The following is an 18304-nucleotide window of genomic DNA, read 5'->3' as shown; positions in this document are numbered from 1 at the left end:
CGGGCCAGCCTGGCCGCGCGGGGGGAGCCGCGCCAACGCCGGCCGCGGAATTCACCCGGCCCAGTGATCATCGGGACGTCGGCGGTCGGGCGGGGGTGGTGCCGGCTGTACCGGCGATCGGGTAGCCGGTGGGATCGCCCGGTGGCGCGCCGCGGGAATAGCGTCGCCCCATGAGCGGATACAGCGGTTCGGGTGAGCACGGCGGTGCGAAGTTCGGGGCGGCCAAGGCGCTGCTGTGGGTGGTGCTGCTGGTGACCGCCGGGGTCAACGCGATCGGGGCGTTCGTCGGGTTGGCCGAGGCGCTGCGGCTGGCGAGCGGCGGCGTGGCGGTGCTGTGCGTCGTGGCGCTGGCGGTGCTCTCGGCGCGCGGCAGGCGGTCGGTCAGGCGTTGAGGTAGGCCAGGACGGCGAGGACGCGGCGGTGGCCGCCCTCGTCGTTCGGCAGGCCCAGCTTGCTGAAGATGTTGCGGATGTGCTTGTGCACCGCGCCTTCGCTGACCACCAGGATCTTCGCGATGGCGCCGTTGTCGTGCCCCTCGGCCATCAGCGCGAGCACCTCGCGCTCGCGCGCGGTCAGCGTGGTGAGCGGGTCGTCGGGCTTGCGGCGCACCAGCAGCTGCGAGATGACCTCGGGGTCCATCGCCGTGCCGCCGTCGGCCACGCGGTGCAGCGCGTCGAGGAACTCGCCGACCTTGCCGACGCGCTCCTTGAGCAGGTAGCCGACACCGCCCACGCCGTCGGCCAGCAGCTCGGCGGCGTAGCTGTTCTCCACGTACGCCGACAGCACCAGCACCGGCAGGCCGGGGTGCACCCGGCGCGCCTCCACCGCCGCGCGGAGCCCTTCGTCCCGGAAGGACGGTGGCAGGCGGACGTCCATCACGACCGCGTCCGGGCGGTCCCCGGCGATGCGGGCCAGGAACTCCGTCGCATTGTCCACCGCGGCCACGACGTCGATGCCCGCGTTGGCCAGCAGCAGGGAGAGCCCCTCGCGCAGCAGGACGTCGTCCTCCGCGATCACGACGCGCACGGCAGCTCCACTCGCAACACGGTCGGGCCTCCGGGTGGGCTGCTCAGCTCGGCCCGGCCGTCGAAGGCGTCGGCTCGACGCCGGATGCCGACGATACCGGTCCCGCGGTGCTCGTCCGCGCCGCCCCGGCCGTCGTCGCGGACCGTGATCAGCAGCGCGTCGTCGGTCGCGGCCAGGCTGACCGCCGCGCGGTCGGCCGCCGAGTGCTTGGTGATGTTGGTCAGCGCCTCGGCGACGATGAAGTACGCCGCCGCCTCGATCGCGGCCGGCCGCCGCCCGATGGGCGCGACCTCCAGGGTGCACGGCACCGGGCAGCGCGCGGCCAGCGCCGAGATCGCGCCGTCCAGGCCGCGGTCCGACAGCACCGGCGGGTAGATGCTGCGCACCACGTCCCGCAGCTCCGCCAGCGCGTCCACCGCCGTGTCCTGCGCCTTGCGCACGAGGTCGAACGCCGCGTCCGGGTCGCGCTCGCGCATCTGCCCGGCGATGCCCAGCTGCATGACCACCGCCGCGATCCGCGCCTGCGCCCCGTCGTGCAGGTCGCGCTCGATGCGCCGCAGCTCCGCGCCGTGCGCCTCCAGCGCGCCGGCCCGCGACGCGGTCAGCTCCGCCACCCGGTCGGTCAGCCGCACGCCGGGCGCCGGGGCGAGCAGCCACCGCGCGACCAGCGCCTGCGACCGGGCCAGCCACGGCAGGCGGAACGTCAGCACGCCGTAGAGCAGGCCGATGGCCACCGCGTACGACGTCGTCGCCCACGAGTCCACGGACACGCCGAACGAGGTCTCCACGCCGCCGGGCACGAGCCACCAGTAGGCGGGTATCAGCAGGTGGTTCACCGCACTGGTCGGCAACCCGACCGCGAGGGCGCCCAGCAGGGCGCCGACCGCGCCGTGGAGGGCCAGCCAGGCGAGGTCCCGCCGGGTCGCCGGGTCGGTGACGGCCGTGGCGACCTGCTGCGACAGCGGGCCGGTCAGCAGCCGGTACGGGTCGGGGATCGACTCGCCCAGCGCCCGGCCCGCCCGCCGCCGCTCGAAGGCGACCAGCCGGCGCACCAGGCGCAGCGCCTCGGGCACGGCGGGCAGCCCGACGCCGACCACGCTCAGGACGGCGACCACCAGCAGCGCCATCAGGGCGAAGATCGACAGGAACGCGGTGGCCGCGCCGACGAGCAGGTAGCGCGCCGCGGTCCACAGGGGAGCGAGCCGGGTCATGGCCCCGATTCTTCCCGACCGCCCTCGGCGGGGCGGTAGCGCAGGCGCTACCCCCGCCCACCCGGCAGCGGGCCTCTTCGCCGATGTGCCGCCGGTCACGCGGCGGGCGAGTGCACGGTGAGCGGGTGGGCGGCGAGCGAGTGCGCGGCGGGCGGTCATGTGACGAGTGGGCACGTGGCGAGCGGGTGTCCATGGGCAGGTGCGCAGCAGACAGGTGCGCGGCAGACGGTCACGCGGCGAGCGGTCACGCGGCGAGCGGGTGCGCGGCGAGCGAGTGCGCGGCGAGCGAGTGCGCGGCGAGCGAGTGCGCCGGGCGGCCCCGGGCCGGCGGGGCCGCGTCCGCGGGCGGGGCGTCCGCGGGCGGCCCCGCGCGACCGCCCCCCGAGCGGGCGGGCTCGCGCAACCGGTCGTGAACTGGCCTGACGACAAACCCGGCACGCCCACTCCGGCGGTTCCGCGATTTCCCGGCCGCGCGGCGCAGCCGGGAATTGCCCGGTTCGATAGCGAGTCGACAGGTAGCGGAATCCGCGCGCGCCGACCGGGAGCGATATCGTGCCCACCGGGAACGCGACCGGGCACACGAGAGCGCCTCGTGATCGGCCGGGAACGCCCCCATTGGCCCGGCATGACCGTTGACGCAGGTCGTAGGCCATGTGTCGGTATCGGAGACGTCCACACCGACGCGGTGGCCGACCACCTGTCGCGGAACGGCGCGCCGCGCGGGCGCGGCGAAAGCACGACCACCGGAACCCGAACCCGACCATAGGACCAGTCGACAGTTGCGCGGTCGGGCGTGATAATGTGCGACGAATACAGCGAATGGCCCGCGAAGTTCACCCCGGTGCGGAAGTCGAGTGCACGACAAGGCGGATTGCAGAGCAGGTAGGCCAGTGATAAAACGCGGTTCGATCGGTATTCCAACCCCGGTGGCATGAGGTGACCACGAGCGACGGGCTCTCCGTCCAGCTGCTCGGGCCGGTGCGGGCGTGGCGGGCCGGGGCGGCGGTCGACGTCGGGGCCGCGCGGCGGCGGGCCGTGTTCGCCGTCCTCGCCGTCCGGGCGGGCCAGGCCGTCTCCCGCGACGAGCTGATCGGCGGCGTCTGGGGCGACTCGCCGCCCGCCACCGCCGGCGCCAGCCTCTACACCTACGTGTCCGGGCTGCGCCGCGCCTTCGAGCCGCAGCGCTCCAAGCGGTCGGCGGCGGAGGTCATCGTCTCCACCGGCGGCGGCTACTCGCTGCGGGTCGACCCCGACTGCCTGGACGTGCACCGCTTCGAGCGGCACCGCTCGCGCGCCCAGGCCCTCGCGGGCGAGCACCCGGCACGCGCGCTGGCCGAGCTCGACCGGGCCCTGGCGCTGTGGCGCGGCGACGCGCTGCACGACGTCCCGGGCCCGTTCGCCGAGGCGCAGCGGGCGCGGCTGCTGGAGCTGCGGCTGGCCACCGTCGAGCGGCGCGCCGAACTGGCGCTGGCCCTGGGCAGGCACGCCGAAGTCGTCGCCGGGCTGGCCGACCTGGCCGCCGAGCACCCGGTGCGCGAGGGGCTGCACGCGCTGCTGGTCACCGCGCTGCACCGGGCCGGCAGGCGGGCCGAGGCGCTGGCGGTCTACCGGGACGCGCACCGCGCGCTGGTCGACGGGCTGGGCATCGAACCCGGTTCCGCGCTGCGCCGGGCGCACCGCGAGGTGCTGGGCGCGGACGCGGCCGGGGTCGGCCGCGTGGACCGACGGGCGCCGGACGACAGCGACCCCGGGGCCGATCACCCCGGCTGGTGGGCGCCGGACGACAGCGCGGCCGGGGACGATGCCCTGGGCTGGTGGGGATCGGACGACAGCGCGACCGCAGCCGACCACCCGGGCTGGTGGGCAGCGGACGACAGCGCGCCCGAGGGCGGCGAGCAGGACTGGTGGGCGCCGGACGGCGGCGCGACCGCGGCCGACCACCCGGACCGGTGGGCGCTCGGCGACGGCACGGCGGCCGACCGGCGCGCGCCGCGAGCCGCGCCCGCGGCGACCGGGCCCGCGTTCGTCGGGCGGGAGCGCGAGGTGGCGCTGCTGCGCGCCGCCGTCGCCGACGTGGCCGCCGGGCGCGGGCGGTGCGTCTGGTTGGAGGGCGAACCGGGCTCGGGGAAGACCGCGCTGCTGACCGCCGGGCTGGCCGGCGCGGCCGACCTGGGCTGCCGGGTGGCGCGGGTGGCGGTCGACGAGCTGGGCGCGCGGTGCCCGCTGCCGCCGGCGCGGGACGGCGCGGACCCGGTCACCGGCCGGCAGCCGGCCGCCGAGGGGTCGCCGGCCGACCTCTCGGAGGCCGGCCGCCTGGTGGAGCTGGTGGTCGGGCGCTCCGCCGGGGGGCCGCTGGTGCTCGTGCTGGACGGCCTGCAGTGGGCCGACGAGGACAGCGTCGCGGCCTGGGCGGACCTGGCGGCGCGCCGGCTGCCGCTGCTGCTGGTCGCCGCGGCGCGGCCGGCCCCGCGGCGCGCGGACGTGGCGCGGGCCCGGCGCGCGTTCGCCGAGGCCGGCGGCGACGTGGTGGAGCTGGGCCCGCTGCCGGCCGACGACGTGGCCGCGCTGGTGGCCGGCCTGGTGGGCGCGCCCGCGGGCGACAACCTGCGCCGGTTCGCCGCGGGCGCGGGCGGCAACCCCCGCTACGCCCGGGAGGCGGTGGACGTGCTGGTGCGCGACGGCCTGGTCGAGCACCGCGACGGCGTGGCCGAGATCGACGCCGACGCCGCCGGGCAGGCGCCGCCCTCGCTGGTGCCGGTGCTGACCGGCTGGCTGGGGTTCCTGTCGCCGGGGGCGGCCGAGGCGCTGCGGTGGGTGGCGCTGCTGGACGACGGGTGCACCGCCCTCGACGCCGCGACGGCGGCCGGGCGGCCGGCCGCGGACCTGGCGGCGGCCGTCGACGAGGCGGTGGCGGCGGGCGTCCTGGTCGCGACGGGCCCCCGGCTGGCCTTCCGGCACCGGTTGCTCCGGCACGCCCTGTACCAGCAGATGCCCTACGCGGTGCGCACCGCGCTGCACCGCCAGGCGGCCCAGTCCCTCGCCGACGCGGGCGCGCCGGTCGAGGTGGTCGCCGCGCAGCTGGTCGCCGCGCCGACCGCCGCGGACCCGTGGGTGGCCGGCTGGCTGGCGGCCACCGCGCCCGCGCTGGAGGAGCGCGCGCCGGACGCGGCGGTCCGGCTGCTGCGGGTGGCCGCCGACCAGTCCGCGGCGGACCCGGCGGTGCGCGACCGGCTGGCCGCGCGGCTGGCCGACCTGCTGTTCCGGCTCGGCCGGTGGCCCGACGCCGAGACCAGGCACGTGCTGGCGCGCACCGCCGAACCCGGGTTGGCCGCCGGCGCGCGCGGGCTGCTGCTGCACCTGCGGCACCGGGACGGCACGACGCGGGAGTCGGCGGAGGCGCTGCGGGCGGCGGTCGCGGACGACGGCGTGCCGGCCGTGTGGCGGGCCCGGCTGGAGGCGTTGCAGGCGGGGGTGGCCTTCCGCGCGGGCGACCGGCGGGAGGCCGAGGAGGCGGCGTGGCGCGCGGTGCGGCGCGCCGGGGACGCGCGGGACCGCTTCGCCGCGGCGCACGCGTGGCAGGTGCTGTGGCTGGCCGGCTGCGCGCGGCTCGACCACCCGGAGGCGCTGGACCGCATCGAGCGCGCGCTGGCCGTGGCGCGGGAGGGCGCCGACCTGCGCGCGTGGCACGCGCTGCTGTCCACCGACAAGGCCGCCACCCTGCGGCACCTGGACCGGCTCGCCGAGGCCGACCTCGTGCTGCGCGGGTCCGACCCGGCCGGCTGCGCCGGGCCGGACGTGGTGCCGGACCTGGCGCCGGCCGCCCGTGCGGTGCAGGACTACTGGGCGGGCCGGTGGGACGACGCGGACCGCCGCGGACCGGGCGGGAGCCCGGCGCACGGCGTCGGCGCGCTGGTCGCCGTCCGCCGGGGCCGGGTGGTGGCCGGCGGCGACCTGCTCGACGCCGACCCGACCGCGCCGCACGAGTCCGCCGGGTTCGCGACCGTCGCCGAGGCGTTCCGGGCGGAGGCCGACGGGCGGCCCGACCTGGCGATCGCGGCGCTGGAGCCGCTGGTGCGGGAACCGCGCCCGCTGTGGCGGCACCAGTGGCTGCCGCTGCTCGCGCGGCTGGCCCTGGCCGCGGGCCGGCGCGACGTCGCGGTGTGCGCCGCGCGGGCCGGCGCGCAGGACGCCGTGGCCGAACGGGCTCCCGCCGGCGCGACGGCCGCCGCCGGGCTGTGCCGCGGCCTGCTCGACGGCGACCCGCGGCCCGCGCTGGCCGCGGCGGCGCGCTGCCGGCGGGTCGGCCGGCCGGTCGAGGCGGCCGAGGCCGCCGAGATCGCCTCGGTGCTGCTCGCCGCGCGCGGTGACGCCGCCGGCGCGCGCGCCGCGCGGGACGAGGCCGTGGCCGGCTACCGGCGGCTCGGGGCGGTGCTGGACCTCCGGCGGGTCGAGGCGCGACCGGGCGCCGCGACGACGGCATGACGACGGGTGGGTGGGCGGCATGACGACGGGCGGGGTGGCGGCGCCACCGCTGCGGGTCGCGCTCCTGGGGCCGGTGCGCGCCTGGTCGGGTGAGCAGGAGGTCGCGCTGGGCTCCTCGCGGCAGCGCGGGGTGTTCGCGGTGCTGGCGCTGCGGCCGGGCGCGGTGGTGCGGCGGGACGAGCTGATCCGGGCCGTGTGGGGCCAGGACGCGCCGGCGACGGCCGAGGGCAGCGTCTACACCTACGTCTCGGTGCTGCGCAAGGCGCTGGAACCGGGCCGGCGGCGGGGCGCCGCCTCGCGGCTGCTGGAGTCGGTCGGACCGGGCTACCGCCTGGTGCTCGACCCGGCCGCCTCCGACGTGGCCGGGTTCGAGGCGCTGCGGCGGCGGGCCCGGCGGCAGCTCGACGCCGGGGAGCCGCAGGCCGCGCTGCGGTCGCTGGACGAGGCGCTGGCGCTGTGGCGGGGCGTCCCGCTGACGGGCCTGGAGGGGCCGTTCGCGCGGGCGCAGCGGCTGCGGCTGGGCGAGGCGCGGGCCGCCGCGCGGGAGCTGCGGGCCGAGGCCGCGCTCGCCGCCGGCGCGCACCTGGACGTGATCGGCGAGCTGGGCGCGCTGATCAGCGAGGAGCCGCTGCGCGAGCGCCCGCGCGAGCTGCTGATGTCGGCGCTGCACCGGGCCGGGCGCAGCGCCGAGGCGCTGGAGGTCTTCCGCGAGGCCAGGCAGGTGCTGCGGGCGGAGCTGGCGGTGGAGCCCGGTCCGGGCCTGCGCGCCGCCCACGAGCGGGTGCTCCGCGCCGCGCCGCCCGGGCACGGGTCCGGCGTCGAGCACGACGCGAGCCGGTCGGCCGGCGGTGCGGGCCGGTCGACGGGCGACGCGGCGCGATCGGCGGGCAGCGCGACCCGATCGGCGGGCAGCGCGACCTGGTCAGCGGACGACGCGACCCGGCGGGCGGACGACACGACCCGATCGGCGAGCGACGCGACCCGATCGGCGGACGACGCGACCCGACCTGCAGGCGGCGCGGCGGACGACGTGGCGGGCGGTGCGGCGGGGTCCGCCCGGTCCGGCCGTGACGCCGGGGCCGGAAGCGGGGGCGCGGCGGGGTCCGCCCTCCTCGGCCGGGGCGCGGAGCCGGCCGCCGCACCCGGTCCCGACCTCACCACGCCCGACCACACCACGCCCGACCACACCACGCCCGACCCCGTCGCGGCGGGACCCGTCCCCTCCGGCCGGAACGCCGAGCGGGCCGCCGCGCACGGCCCGGTCGGCGCGGCGGAACCCGTCCTGCTCGGCCGCGACGCCGAGCTGGCCGCCGTGCACGGCCTGGTCGAGGACGTGCGCGCCGGGCGCGGCCGAACGCTGTGGGTGCAGGGCGAGCCGGGCATCGGCAAGTCGAGCCTGCTGGGCGCGACGACGGCCCGCGCCGAGGCCCTCGGGCTCCGGGTCGCGCACGACGCGGCGGACGAGCTGGGCACCCGCTTCCCGCTGCGGACGGCGCTGCGCAGCCTGGGCGTCGACCCGCGCTCGTCCGACCCCCGGTGCGCGGAGATCGCCCGGGAGCTGCGCGACCCGCACGCCACGACCGGGTACGCCCCCGCGACCGGCGACCCCCACGCGCAGGCGGTCGACCGGCTGGTGGGGCTGGTGGGGCGGCTGTGCGCGGACGGGCCGCTGCTGCTGGCCCTGGACGACCTCCAGTGGGCCGACGAGGACAGCGCGGAGCTGTGGCGCCGCCTCGCCGCCGCCACCGACCGGTGGCCGCTGCTGCTGATCGGCGCCACCCGGCCGGTGCCGCACCGGGCCGACGTGGCGCGGCTGCGGCGCGAGGTGGAGTCCGGCGGCGGTGTCGTGCTCGACCTGGCCCCGCTGCCCGACGCCGCCGTGGCGGGCATCGTGGCCGCGGTGGTGGGCGGCGAACCCGGTCCCGGGCTGCGCCGGATCGCCGCGCGGGCCGGCGGCAACCCGCTGTACGCGCGGGAGCTGGCCGACGCGCTGGTGCGCGAGGAGGTCGTGCGCTTCGACGCGGGGTCGGCCGACGTGGCGGCGGACGTGCTGGACCGCACGCCGCTGTCGCTGGTGTCCGCGGTGGCCGACCGGCTGGGCTTCCTGTCCGAGCGCACCCGCGAGGTGCTGCGCGCGGCGGCGCTGCTGGGCGGCGAGTTCCCCGTCGGCGACCTGTCGGTGGTGGTGGGCCGGCCGGTGCCGGCCCTGCTGCCCGCGGTCACCGAGGCCATGGCGGCGGGCGTGCTGCGCGACGCGGGCCCGCGCATGGCCTTCCGCCACCCGCTGATCAGGCAGGCGCTCTACGAGGGCACGCCGGCGGCCGACCGCGCCGCGCTGCACCGGCGGGCCGCGCGGGCGCTCGCGGCGGCCGACGCGCCGGTGGAGCACGTGGCCTCGCAGCTGCTCGCCGCCGAGGACGGGCTCGACCGGTGGGTGGCCGGGTGGCTGGAGGAGCGCGGCGCCGCGCTGGTCCGGCGGGCGCCGCTGGTCGCCGTCGACCTGCTCCGGCGCAGCCTGCCGCCCGGCCGGGACGACCGGGACGACTTGGACGACGACCGGGACGACGACCGCGACGAGCCGGACGAGGACCGGCGCGACGAGCGGGACGCGGTGCTGGCCGCGCACCTGAGCAGGGCGCTGTTCCGGATCGGCCACGACGCCGAAGCCGAGGAGGCGGCCCGGCGCGCCCTGCCCCGGCTGCGCGACCCCGACCTGGTCGCCGAGGCGCGCTGGACGCTGGCCTACGTGCCCTACCGCGCCTCCCGCCCGCACGCCGCGCTGGAGGCGCTGCACGAGGCGCTGGCCGACCCGGCGCCGACCGGCGCCTGGCGCGCGCGGCTGCTGTCGCTGCTGGCGCTGGTGCAGCGGGCGGGCACGGGCGACCTCGACGCGGCGGCGGCGAGCGCCCGCCGGGCCGTCGAGGAGGGCGGGCGCGCCGGCGACCCGTTCGCGGTCGGGCAGGCGCTGGAGGTGCTGTGGCAGGTGGACGCGGTGCAGCGCGACTACGTGCGCGCCCTCGGCCACCTGGACCGGGCGCTGGACGTGGTCGGCACCGACCCGCGCCTGACCGACCTGCGCCTGGTGCTGCTGGACAACCGGGTGTTCACGCTGCAGTGCCTGGACCGGCTGGAGGAGGCGACCGGGGCGCTGCGGCTGGCCTTCTCGGTGGCCGGGCCGGGCACGCCGGTCGCGGGCCTGCACGTCGCCGCGGCCGTGCACCAGTTCTGGCTGGGCGAGTGGGACGAGGCGGTGGCGCGGCTCGACGCCCTGCTCGACGACGACCCGCGGTTCACCGGGTTCGGGCTGCGCGAGGGCGGGCCGGTGCTGCTGCTGCACGGCGTCGCCGCGCTGATCGCCGCGCACCGCGACGACGCGCCGCGGCTGCGGGCGCACCTGGCCGCCGGGGCGGAGCTGCCCCTGGCCGCCGCCGCCGACCGGGAGAACTGCGACTTCCTGGTGGCGGCGCGGGCGGCGGCGGCCGTCCGCCAGGGCGACCCGGAGGGCGCGGTCGCGCTGCTCGGCGCGATCCTGGACACCCGGTACGCCCAGATGATGCTGCGCCACCAGTGGCTGCCCGAGCTGGTGCGGCTCGCGCTGGAGCTGGGCGACCGGGCCACGGCGCGCAACGCCGTCGCGGCGTGCGAGGCCGAGGCCGCCCGGGAGACGTCGGTCGCGCGGGCGGCGGCGGCAGCGCGGCGCTGCCGGTGCCTGCTCGACGCCGACCCGGACGGGCTGCTGGAGGTGGCCGGGCACTACCGGGCGGTCGGGCGGACCTTCGAGCTGGCGCAGACCCTGGAGGACCGGGCGGTGCTGCTGGACCGCCGCGGCGAGCCGGCGGCGGGCGTCCTGCACGAGGCGGTCGGGCTCTACCGGGGGCTCGGCGCGGTGTGGGACGTGCGCCGGGCCGCCACCCGCCTGGGCTGACCGGGCCGGCGCGGCCGGGCGGGCGGTCGCCCCGCCGCACCGTGCCGGCCCGGGTTCGCGCGCGGTCCCCGGCACCGGATCACCACGCGCTCCCCCGGCGCCGGTCCGGCGCGCTCCCCGGAGCCGGACCTGTGCGCGGCCTTCCGGTCGCCGGACCGGCGTGCAGCCTCCCGATCACCGGGCCAGTACGCGGCCTCCCGGTCACCAGGCCGGCACACAGCCCCCCGGTCACCAGGCCGGCACACAGCCCCCCGGTCACCAGGCCGGCACACAGCCCCCGGGTCACCGGACCTGTGCGCAGCCTCCCGATCACCGGGCCGGCGCGGACCCGGTGACCGCAGGGCGCCGCGCCGGGTCGGGCTCGCCGGCGGCCCGCCACTCGGAGCCGCGCCGGCGCGGGCCGGTGAACGGCAGCCCGACGCCGGGCCGGGAAGAGCCGTTGGGCGACGGCACGTCAGATCACCCCTTTGCGCAGCGCGTACGCCACGGCGTGCGGCCGGTTGCGCAGGTTCAGCCTGCTGGTGATGCCGTAGAAGACGTTCTTGATGGTGCGCTCGGAGTAGCACAGCGTGGTGGCGATCTCCGCGGTGTCCAACCCGTCGGCCATCAGCCGCAGCACCTCGACCTCGCGGCTGGTCAGCCGGTTCTGCTCGGCCACGGGCTGCTCCAGCTGCCGCCGCAGCCGCCGCACGTGCTCCAGCAGCTCGGCCACCATGTGCGGCGGCATCACGCCCCCGCCGGAGGCGGCGGCCAGCACGCTGCGCAGCACCCGGTCCCCCGTCGCACCCGTGCGCGGCACGATCGCCACCACCCGGCACTCCACGGCGGTGAGCACGTCCGCCTCACCGATCTCGTCGAGCACCAGCACCACCGGCACGCGCCCCTGCGCCGCCAGTGCGCGCAGGCTCGCCGCCACCTCGTCGGTCAGCCTCCCGACCGCCACCACGGCGACGTCGGCCGACGCCCGCTGATCAGCCCCCACCAGCGCGATCTCCGGCCTCGACCCGAGGTGGCTGGTGAGACCGGCCATGCTGAGCTGGTCCGTGGACTGGACTACGACTCGAATCCGCTGCTCCACCACTGCCTCCCACAGTTCCGGCTTGCAGGACCAGTGTCGGAGCCGCGGCTTCACGTCCTCTCAAACGCTTCTACAGAACGCCCCGGAGCGATCCGAGTTCCTGAAGGAGCGGCCCTCACCTGCGAGAACGCCGGCGGCGACGATCAAGGTCGGCGGAAGAACTCGACCTCGCCCAGGGCGATGTGCCTGCCCGGCGCCGCGCCGGCGGCGGCGCGCACCACGAGGGTGACGCGCACCACGTCGCTGATGCCGGTGTCGGTCCGCTGCGGGCCGGGCTTGTCGGCCAGCTTCACCGGCACCGTGCGCTTGGCGCCGTCCGCGGTGGTGACGACGAGGTCCACCGCCGAGGGCCGCGCCTGGGCGAGGAAGCCCTCCTGCTCCGCCGACGCGCCCGTGTGCACGATCACCGACAGCAGGCGGAACGGGGCCGCGAAGGCGAACTCCGCCGAGTCGCCCACCGCCGGGGCGCCCCAGTAGCGGTTGGACAGCCCGTCCGCGGCGGAGGCGGCGGGGTGGTCGGGCACCGCGGCGTTCGCCGTGACGCCCGTGGGCGCCACCGGCGCGGGGGTGGCGAGTCGATCGCGCAGGTCCTCCCACAGCGCCAGCAGGTTCGGGTGGAACAGCCACACCGCCAGCACCAGCACGGCCACCACCAGCAGCGCGGCCAGCCGGCGCAGCCACCGCGACAGGTCGCCGCGCCAGCGCCACCGCCGGCGCCGGGTCAGGCGCGCCGCGGCCTCGTCGGGGTGCAGCGGGGCCGCGCAGCGGCGGCAGAACCGCCGCCCCGGCGGGTTGGCGGTGCCGCAGCGCGGGCACGGCGGACCCTCCACCGCGTCGTCCACGGCCGCGGAGGGCAGCGGGCGCTTGGCCTCCGGCCGGCCCGGCGGCACCGGCCCGAGGTACGCGGGCCCCCGGCCGCGCGCCGACCGACCGCCCCGGCCCGCCGGCCGGTCGCCGGCCCGCGCACCGGCCGACCGGCCACCCGCCACGCCACCGCCCGACCCGTCACCGCCCGACCCATCGTCACCCGGCCCGCCACCACCCGACCCGTCACCGCCAGCCGCGTCGCCGCTCGACGCGCCACCGCCGGCCACGTCGCCACCCGACCGGCCGCCCACCACGCCTGTCGCGCCACCACCGGACCGACCGCTCACCTCCGCGCCGCCCGACCGGCCACCGGCAGCGCCACCACCGGCCCGGCCACCGTCCGCACCACCACCGAACCCGCCACCGGCCGCGCCACCAGCCGACCGGTCACCACCCGACCCGCCACCGGCCGCGCCACCAGCCGACCGGTCACCACCCGACCCGCCACCGGCCGCGCCACCAGCCGACCGGTCACCACCCGACCCGCCGCCGGCAGCGTCACCACCGCCGGTCCGACGACCCGGCTCGGCCGCGTCCCCGGACCGGCCACCCGCCGCGGGCTCGCCGCCCGGACCGCCGCCCGCTGCCCCCGACCGGCCGGGCGCGTCGGCGGACCGATCGCGGGCCCCGGAGCCCGCCCCGCCCCGCCCGCGCTCCGCGGCCCACCCCAGGTAGTTGCCGCAGTTGCCGCAGAAGTCGTCGGTGTCGCCGACCGGCGCACCGCACTGCGGGCACGACCGCCCGGTCACGGCTCCTCCCCCGGCAGCACCTCGACGGCGCAGCGCACGTGCACCGGGCAGACCGCGGCGACCAGCGCCTCGACCCGCGCCCGGTCCACCGGCCCGGACCGGCCCGGCCGCACCCGCACCACGACGGTCCGCGCGGGCTCGCCCGGCAGGTCGGCGCCCGGGGTGGCCGACCACCGGACGGCCGGGCCGTCGACCACCTCGGCGCGCACGCCCAGCGACAGCTCCAGCCGGTCGACCAGGCCGCGCGCGGTGCCCCGCCGGTGGTGCAGCTCCACCGCACGGCGCACCACCGCGCGCCGGCGCGCGAGCGGCCACGCCGGGTCCACGTCCGCGCCGACCCAGGACGCCAGCCAGGTCACGAAGTCCTCCGGCGCCAGCGCCGGGTCGAAGTACGCGGCGATGTTGTCCAAAGTGGACAGGATGGCGGACAGCACCTCGTCCAGCCCGCCGGTGAACCGCTGGGCGAGGTCATCCGCCGCGTACAGGCCGGGCAGCAGCCCGCCGAGCGGGTGCGTGCTCGGCAGCTCCGGGAGCGCGGCCCGGCTCACGGCGCGCCGACCGCGACCTGGTGCTGGTGGGAGAACACCAGCGCGTTGGGCTCCAGCTCCAGGTGCTCGACCGGCGCGCCGCGCGCCCCGGTGATCGGGTTGGCCGGGAACAGCCGGACCTCCTCCACCAGGTCCACGCCCCCGACCCGCTGCAGCACCGCGAAGACCTCGCCGAACTGCACCGACCGCCCGAACGCCCACCCGGTCCCGTCCGGCCCGCCGCGCAGCGGGTCGAGGTAGCGGTTCAGCGCCGACAGCGCGGCCTCGCGCACCCGGTTGACCGCCGGGTCCGCCGTGACCAGCCGCGCCACCACGGTGATCCCCTGGTAGCGCGGCGGTTCCACGACCAGCCGGGTGCCCAGCAGGCGGCACTCGTCCAGCCGCCGCGCGACCGCCGCCAGCACCTCGTCGGAGGGCACCAGCTGCTCGAACCGCAGCCGGTCGCCCTCGTCGGCGACGGCGTCGGGCACCAGCAGCACCCGCGCGCCGCCCGGCTCGCCGTCGACCGGCAGGCAGCGCACCCTGGCCAGCGACGGCACGGCCTGCCGGGCGATCAGCTCGTAGTCCGCGGCGGTCACCGCGCGCTCCTGCACGCGCAGCTGGTGGGGCACGCGGACCTTCGCCTCGGCCACGGTCTCGGCGTCCACGCCGCCGGTGGCGGCCTCCCGGTTCTCCACCTCCGACACGTACGGCTCCGAGCTGCGCAGCACGGAGATCGCGCCGCGCGCCACGTTGCCCTCCCGGCCGCCACCGGTGCGGTAGCGCGGCACCCGGACGACCGCGCCCTTGGGCGGCACGGCCCCGTAGCGGCGCAGCGACCCGTCCGCCTCCCGCACCGCGGGCGGGAACAGCACCTCGCCGCCGCTCGCGTCCAGCACCACGTGCCGGTCGTCGGGCCCGGAGGAGCCGAAGTCCCCCACCACCGACCAGTCCTCCCAGCCGGCGCCCGTCGCCACCTGCACCACCACGGGGTCGCGGTCGAGCAGCACCGGGGCGGTCGGCAGGGTGAACCGCTGGCCGGGCACGCCGGCCGACTCGCCCAGCAGCACGTCGGCCTCGACCTCGGCGTGCTCGACGGTCGTGGTGCCGCCGATGGTGAACGCCTCGGCCTCCCGCACGGTCGGCGACTCGGCGTAGAACGGCTGGTCCTCCAGCGGCTCGGTCACCCGGCAGCGCAGCCAGCCGGCGCGGTGGCCGCCCACCGCGGACTCGGTGTGCCCGGCCGGCACGTGCAGCACCACCTCGCCGGGCCGGTTGAGCCCGCCGGTGCTGTCCTCGTCGGTGGCGCACGCGGCCCAGCCCTGCCCGTCCCAGGCTTCCCACACCAGCGGGGGCTGCCGCGGGTCGACGCCGACGCCCTCGACCCGGCTGTCCAGCCGCAGCACCACGGCGCAGCGCGGCACGGCGGCGGACAGGCCGAACAGCGTGGCGTCGCCGACCGCGGGCCGGGCCTGGAAGCACGGCACGTCCTTGCCCGCCTCCAGGTCGCGCGTGCGGTCGGCGTGGTCGCCGCCCGCGGACCGGGTGACCAGCCGCGTCAGCGAGCAGGGCACGACGGGCAGCTCGTCGGTGGTGGCGAACACGACCGCCTCGGCGGTGTCGCCGCCCACCGTGGCGACCTCGGTCCCGGGCGGCAGCAGCACGGTTTCCGGCTGCGGCGCGGACAGCCAGAACGTCACCTCGGCGCGGGCCGCCGTCGGCGGGAACAGCCGCACCCCCAGCAGGTCCAGGAACGCCAGGTAGTTCTTGTCCGGCACCCGGTTGAGCCGGTAGACGAGCTGGTCGACCATGTGCGCGAAGGTCTCGATGAGCGTGACGCCGGGGTCGGAGACGTTGTGGTCCGACCACTCCGGGCAGCTGCGCTGGACGTAGTGCTTGGCCTCGTCCACCAGCTGCTGGAAGCGGCGGTCGTCCAGGTTGGGCGCGGGCAGCACCATCAGTAGGCCCCCGCTTCCTCGGAAGGGATGGTGTAGAAGGGGAAGACCAGGTTGCGCTGGTCGTTGGTGGCGCGGATGGTGTAGCGCACCTCGATGTAGAGCGTCCCGGCCTCCACGGCGTCGAAGGCCACGACGACGTCGGTGACCTCGATCCGCGGCTCCCACCGGTCCAGCGCGACGCGCACCTCGCGGGCGATGTCGCCCGCCGTGGCGTGGTCGGCCGCGGCGAAGACGAAGTCGTGGATGCCGCAGCCGAACTCCGGCCGCATCGGGCGCTCGCCGGGCGCGGTGCCCAGGATCAGCCGGATGGCCTCCTGGATCTCCTGCTCCCGCTCGACCATCCCGATGCCGCCGGTGGCGCCCACGCGCAGCGGGAAACCCCAGCCGCGGCCGATGAAGTCGGTGTTCACAGCATCCCCCCGTAGAAGACGGTGCGCGCGCCCAGGACGACCGACGCCTGGCAGACCGCGCGGTCGCCGACGGCCGCGGCGGGCCGGTCGCCGATGAGCACCAGCCGCGGCGGGCCCTTGGGCACCAGCAGGTTCGACGGGCCCAGCAGCGGGTCGGGCACCTTGGGGCAGACGTGCACGCTGCCGCCGAGGACGGCGGCGGGCTTGCCCTCGATCAGGACGCTGGCGACCTTCAGGGCCAGCGCCGGCTGCGCGGGCGGCCCGATGCTCCCGCCGTGCGAGGTCTTGTCTCCCAGTCGGGCAGCGGGGGGCATGGTGCTCTCCTCGGGTAGTGGTGGTCGGGGGTGCGCTCAGTTGAGCCGGATCATCCGGCCGTTGATCCGCACCACCCCGTTCTTGGCGTCGAGCGCGATGCCGGTGCCGTCGATGCGCAGCGAGCCGAGCACGCCGCGCCCGCCCGGCCCGCGCACGCTCAGCTCCAGCCGGCCGCGCTTCTCGTCGAGCCGGACCTCCAGCCGCTTGTCGCCGCTGACCAGCCGGACGCCGGAGTTGCGCGGCCCGTCCAGCAGCTCGACCCGGTTGCCCTTGCGGGACACCAGGGACCGGCGGTTGACCTTCCCGCTGCGGCGGTCGACCAGCGGGTCGTCGTGCGGCGAGGGGACGTCCACCCCGTTGTAGAGCCCGCCCAGCACGTAGGGCCGGTTCAGGCTGCCCTGCTCGAACCCGACCAGCACCTCGTCGTTGACGTCCGGGCTGAACACCCCGCCGCCGCCGACGCCGCCCAGCTGCACGGTGCGCACCCAGTCGGTCACGTACTTGTCGTCGAGCCAGGGGAACTTCAGCTTGACCCAGCCGCGCTGGCCGCCCACCTCCTTGATGTCGGTGACGATCCCGGTCGCCAGGCCCGGCATCCGCGGCGCGGTGGCCGCCGCCGCGGCGTCGCCGGTGGCCAGCCCGGCCAGCGAGCGGTCGTGCGTCGCGCTGACCACCACGGTGGTGCGGTAGCCGCGGTCGGGTTCGAGCACGTGGGTCACGGCGGTCGCGGTGTAGCGCCCGCTGAAGGCGTCGCCGACGTTGCCCAGGGCGATCGGCACGCCCGCCCGCAGCTTCGGGTTGCCCTCGACCACGGCCTCCAGCTCGGCGAAGCCCGCGCTGATCGAGGCTTCCAGGGAGCGCGCCGCCGCGGTCGCCTCGGCCTGCGTGGCGTAGGGCACGTCGGTGACCAGGGCGCGGTTCTTGGCGCCGAACACCTTGCCCGCCGTCGTGGAGGGCACGCCGGGGACCGCGACCTTGCTGCGGGTGCTGTTCTGCACGGCGACCAGCGCCTTCTTGCGGGCGACGTCCCAGCTGCGCACCTGCACGCCGTTGGCCTGCTCGGCGCTGCTCAGCGCGGCCCGCAGCACCAGCAGGTTGCGGCCGAACTCCAGCACCATGGGGTGCTTCTCGGCCGACGTCGTCGGTGACGGTGCGCCGGCGGCGGGCTTGGGCTTGGTGAACTCCAGGCGCCCCTTGTCGTCCACGCGCACGACCGCGCCGTGCTCGCGGGCCAGCATCTGCAGGAAGTCCCAGTCCGACACGCCGGGCTGGCTCAGGTGCTTGTAGGTGATGCGGGGCGCCTCGACCCGGCCGACGGCCAGCCCCGCGGCCTTGGCGACCTTGGTGACGATCGCGGACGCCGTCATGTTCTGGTACGCCTGCACCCGGCGACCGCGGAACAGCCGGTGCGCCTTGCTCATCGCGCGGACCACGGTGTGGGCCCCGGTGGCGTCGAGGTCCATCTCCACCGCCGTGACCTCGCCGGCGAACAGCAGCTCGTCGGCCTGCGACCGGGCCGAGGCGACCAGGATGCGCAGCGGGGTGCCGATGGTGATCCCGTTGGTGGACAGGAACTCCCGGTTGCCGTCGTGGTAGGTCAGCACCGCGGTGTCGGGCAGCCCGACGTTCTCGTCCACCACGCAGCTGACCAGCTCGTCGTCCCACGCCCCGTCCACCGGCTTGTTCGCGATGACGACGGGGCCGGCGGCGAAGGCCCGCCCCCCGTGCTTGGCCGGGCTCACCGGTGCTCCCCCGC

At 77.9% G+C, this 18304-nt stretch carries 13 protein-coding genes; 3 read left to right on the top strand and 10 right to left on the bottom strand.

The window, feature by feature from the left end; genetic code table 11:
• Window positions 1-170 precede the first annotated feature (170 nt).
• Entirely contained in the window at window positions 171-392 is a 222-nt protein-coding gene (locus JOE68_RS29375; RefSeq protein WP_204846402.1) for a hypothetical protein, read from the top strand.
• Here JOE68_RS29375 and JOE68_RS29370 read toward each other — a convergent pair.
• Window positions 382-1026, bottom strand: a complete 645-nt coding sequence (locus JOE68_RS29370; RefSeq protein ID WP_204845615.1) for a response regulator — start codon at window positions 1024-1026, stop codon at window positions 382-384. The genes JOE68_RS29375 and JOE68_RS29370 overlap by 11 nt on opposite strands.
• Window positions 1014-2237, bottom strand: coding sequence for a sensor histidine kinase (locus JOE68_RS29365; RefSeq protein ID WP_204845614.1), 1224 nt, complete (start codon window positions 2235-2237; stop codon window positions 1014-1016). Before JOE68_RS29365 ends, JOE68_RS29370 begins: the two co-directional genes overlap by 13 nt.
• Window positions 2238-3173: 936 nt before the next feature.
• Between JOE68_RS29365 and JOE68_RS29360 the strand changes: the two genes are divergently transcribed.
• The gene (locus tag JOE68_RS29360; protein WP_204845613.1) at window positions 3174-6719 is read left to right on the top strand and encodes an ATP-binding protein; all 3546 of its coding nucleotides are present in this window, start codon (window positions 3174-3176) and stop codon (window positions 6717-6719) included.
• 19 nt (window positions 6720-6738) lie between these two features.
• Window positions 6739-10644, top strand: a complete 3906-nt coding sequence (locus JOE68_RS32050) for an ATP-binding protein (protein WP_275584752.1) — start codon at window positions 6739-6741, stop codon at window positions 10642-10644.
• A gap of 454 nt (window positions 10645-11098) precedes the next feature.
• On the opposite strand, the gene JOE68_RS29350 is transcribed toward JOE68_RS32050, so the two are convergent.
• The 8 genes from JOE68_RS29350 to JOE68_RS29315 all read right to left on the bottom strand — a co-directional run bounded on the left by JOE68_RS29350 (window position 11099) and on the right by JOE68_RS29315 (window position 18290).
• Window positions 11099-11674: a helix-turn-helix transcriptional regulator gene (locus JOE68_RS29350; protein ID WP_239562392.1), complete on the bottom strand. Its 576-nt coding sequence runs from the start codon at window positions 11672-11674 to the stop codon at window positions 11099-11101.
• Between the two features lie 191 nt (window positions 11675-11865).
• A complete protein-coding gene (locus tag JOE68_RS29345) occupies window positions 11866-12612 on the bottom strand; it encodes a zinc ribbon domain-containing protein (RefSeq protein WP_204845611.1) in 747 nt (248 codons plus the stop codon).
• Between the two features lie 260 nt (window positions 12613-12872).
• Entirely contained in the window at window positions 12873-13094 is a 222-nt protein-coding gene (locus JOE68_RS29340) for a hypothetical protein (RefSeq protein WP_204845610.1), read from the bottom strand.
• A 240-nt stretch (window positions 13095-13334) separates the two neighbouring features.
• Window positions 13335-13886 (bottom strand): phage tail protein, encoded by a 552-nt coding sequence (locus JOE68_RS29335; RefSeq protein WP_204845609.1) that lies wholly within the window; start codon window positions 13884-13886, stop codon window positions 13335-13337.
• Window positions 13883-15823 carry a putative baseplate assembly protein gene (locus JOE68_RS29330; RefSeq protein ID WP_204845608.1) on the bottom strand — a complete coding sequence of 647 codons (1941 nt, stop codon included), beginning with the start codon at window positions 15821-15823 and terminating at the stop codon, window positions 13883-13885. The genes JOE68_RS29335 and JOE68_RS29330 overlap by 4 nt, the downstream gene beginning before the upstream one ends.
• Window positions 15823-16233, bottom strand: a complete 411-nt coding sequence (locus JOE68_RS29325; protein ID WP_204845607.1) for a GPW/gp25 family protein — start codon at window positions 16231-16233, stop codon at window positions 15823-15825. Before JOE68_RS29325 ends, JOE68_RS29330 begins: the two co-directional genes overlap by 1 nt.
• Window positions 16230-16547, bottom strand: a complete 318-nt coding sequence (locus JOE68_RS29320) for a PAAR domain-containing protein (protein ID WP_204845606.1) — start codon at window positions 16545-16547, stop codon at window positions 16230-16232. The genes JOE68_RS29325 and JOE68_RS29320 overlap by 4 nt, the downstream gene beginning before the upstream one ends.
• 36 nt (window positions 16548-16583) lie before the next feature.
• Window positions 16584-18290 (bottom strand): VgrG-related protein, encoded by a 1707-nt coding sequence (locus JOE68_RS29315; protein ID WP_204845605.1) that lies wholly within the window; start codon window positions 18288-18290, stop codon window positions 16584-16586.
• Window positions 18291-18304: the final 14 nt, after the last annotated feature.

This window comes from Saccharothrix algeriensis, from assembly GCF_016907655.1.
GTDB lineage: Bacteria > Actinomycetota > Actinomycetes > Mycobacteriales > Pseudonocardiaceae > Actinosynnema > Actinosynnema algeriense.
Note: the sequence above shows the minus strand (reverse complement) of the source record. Positions and strands in the feature narration are given on the sequence as shown.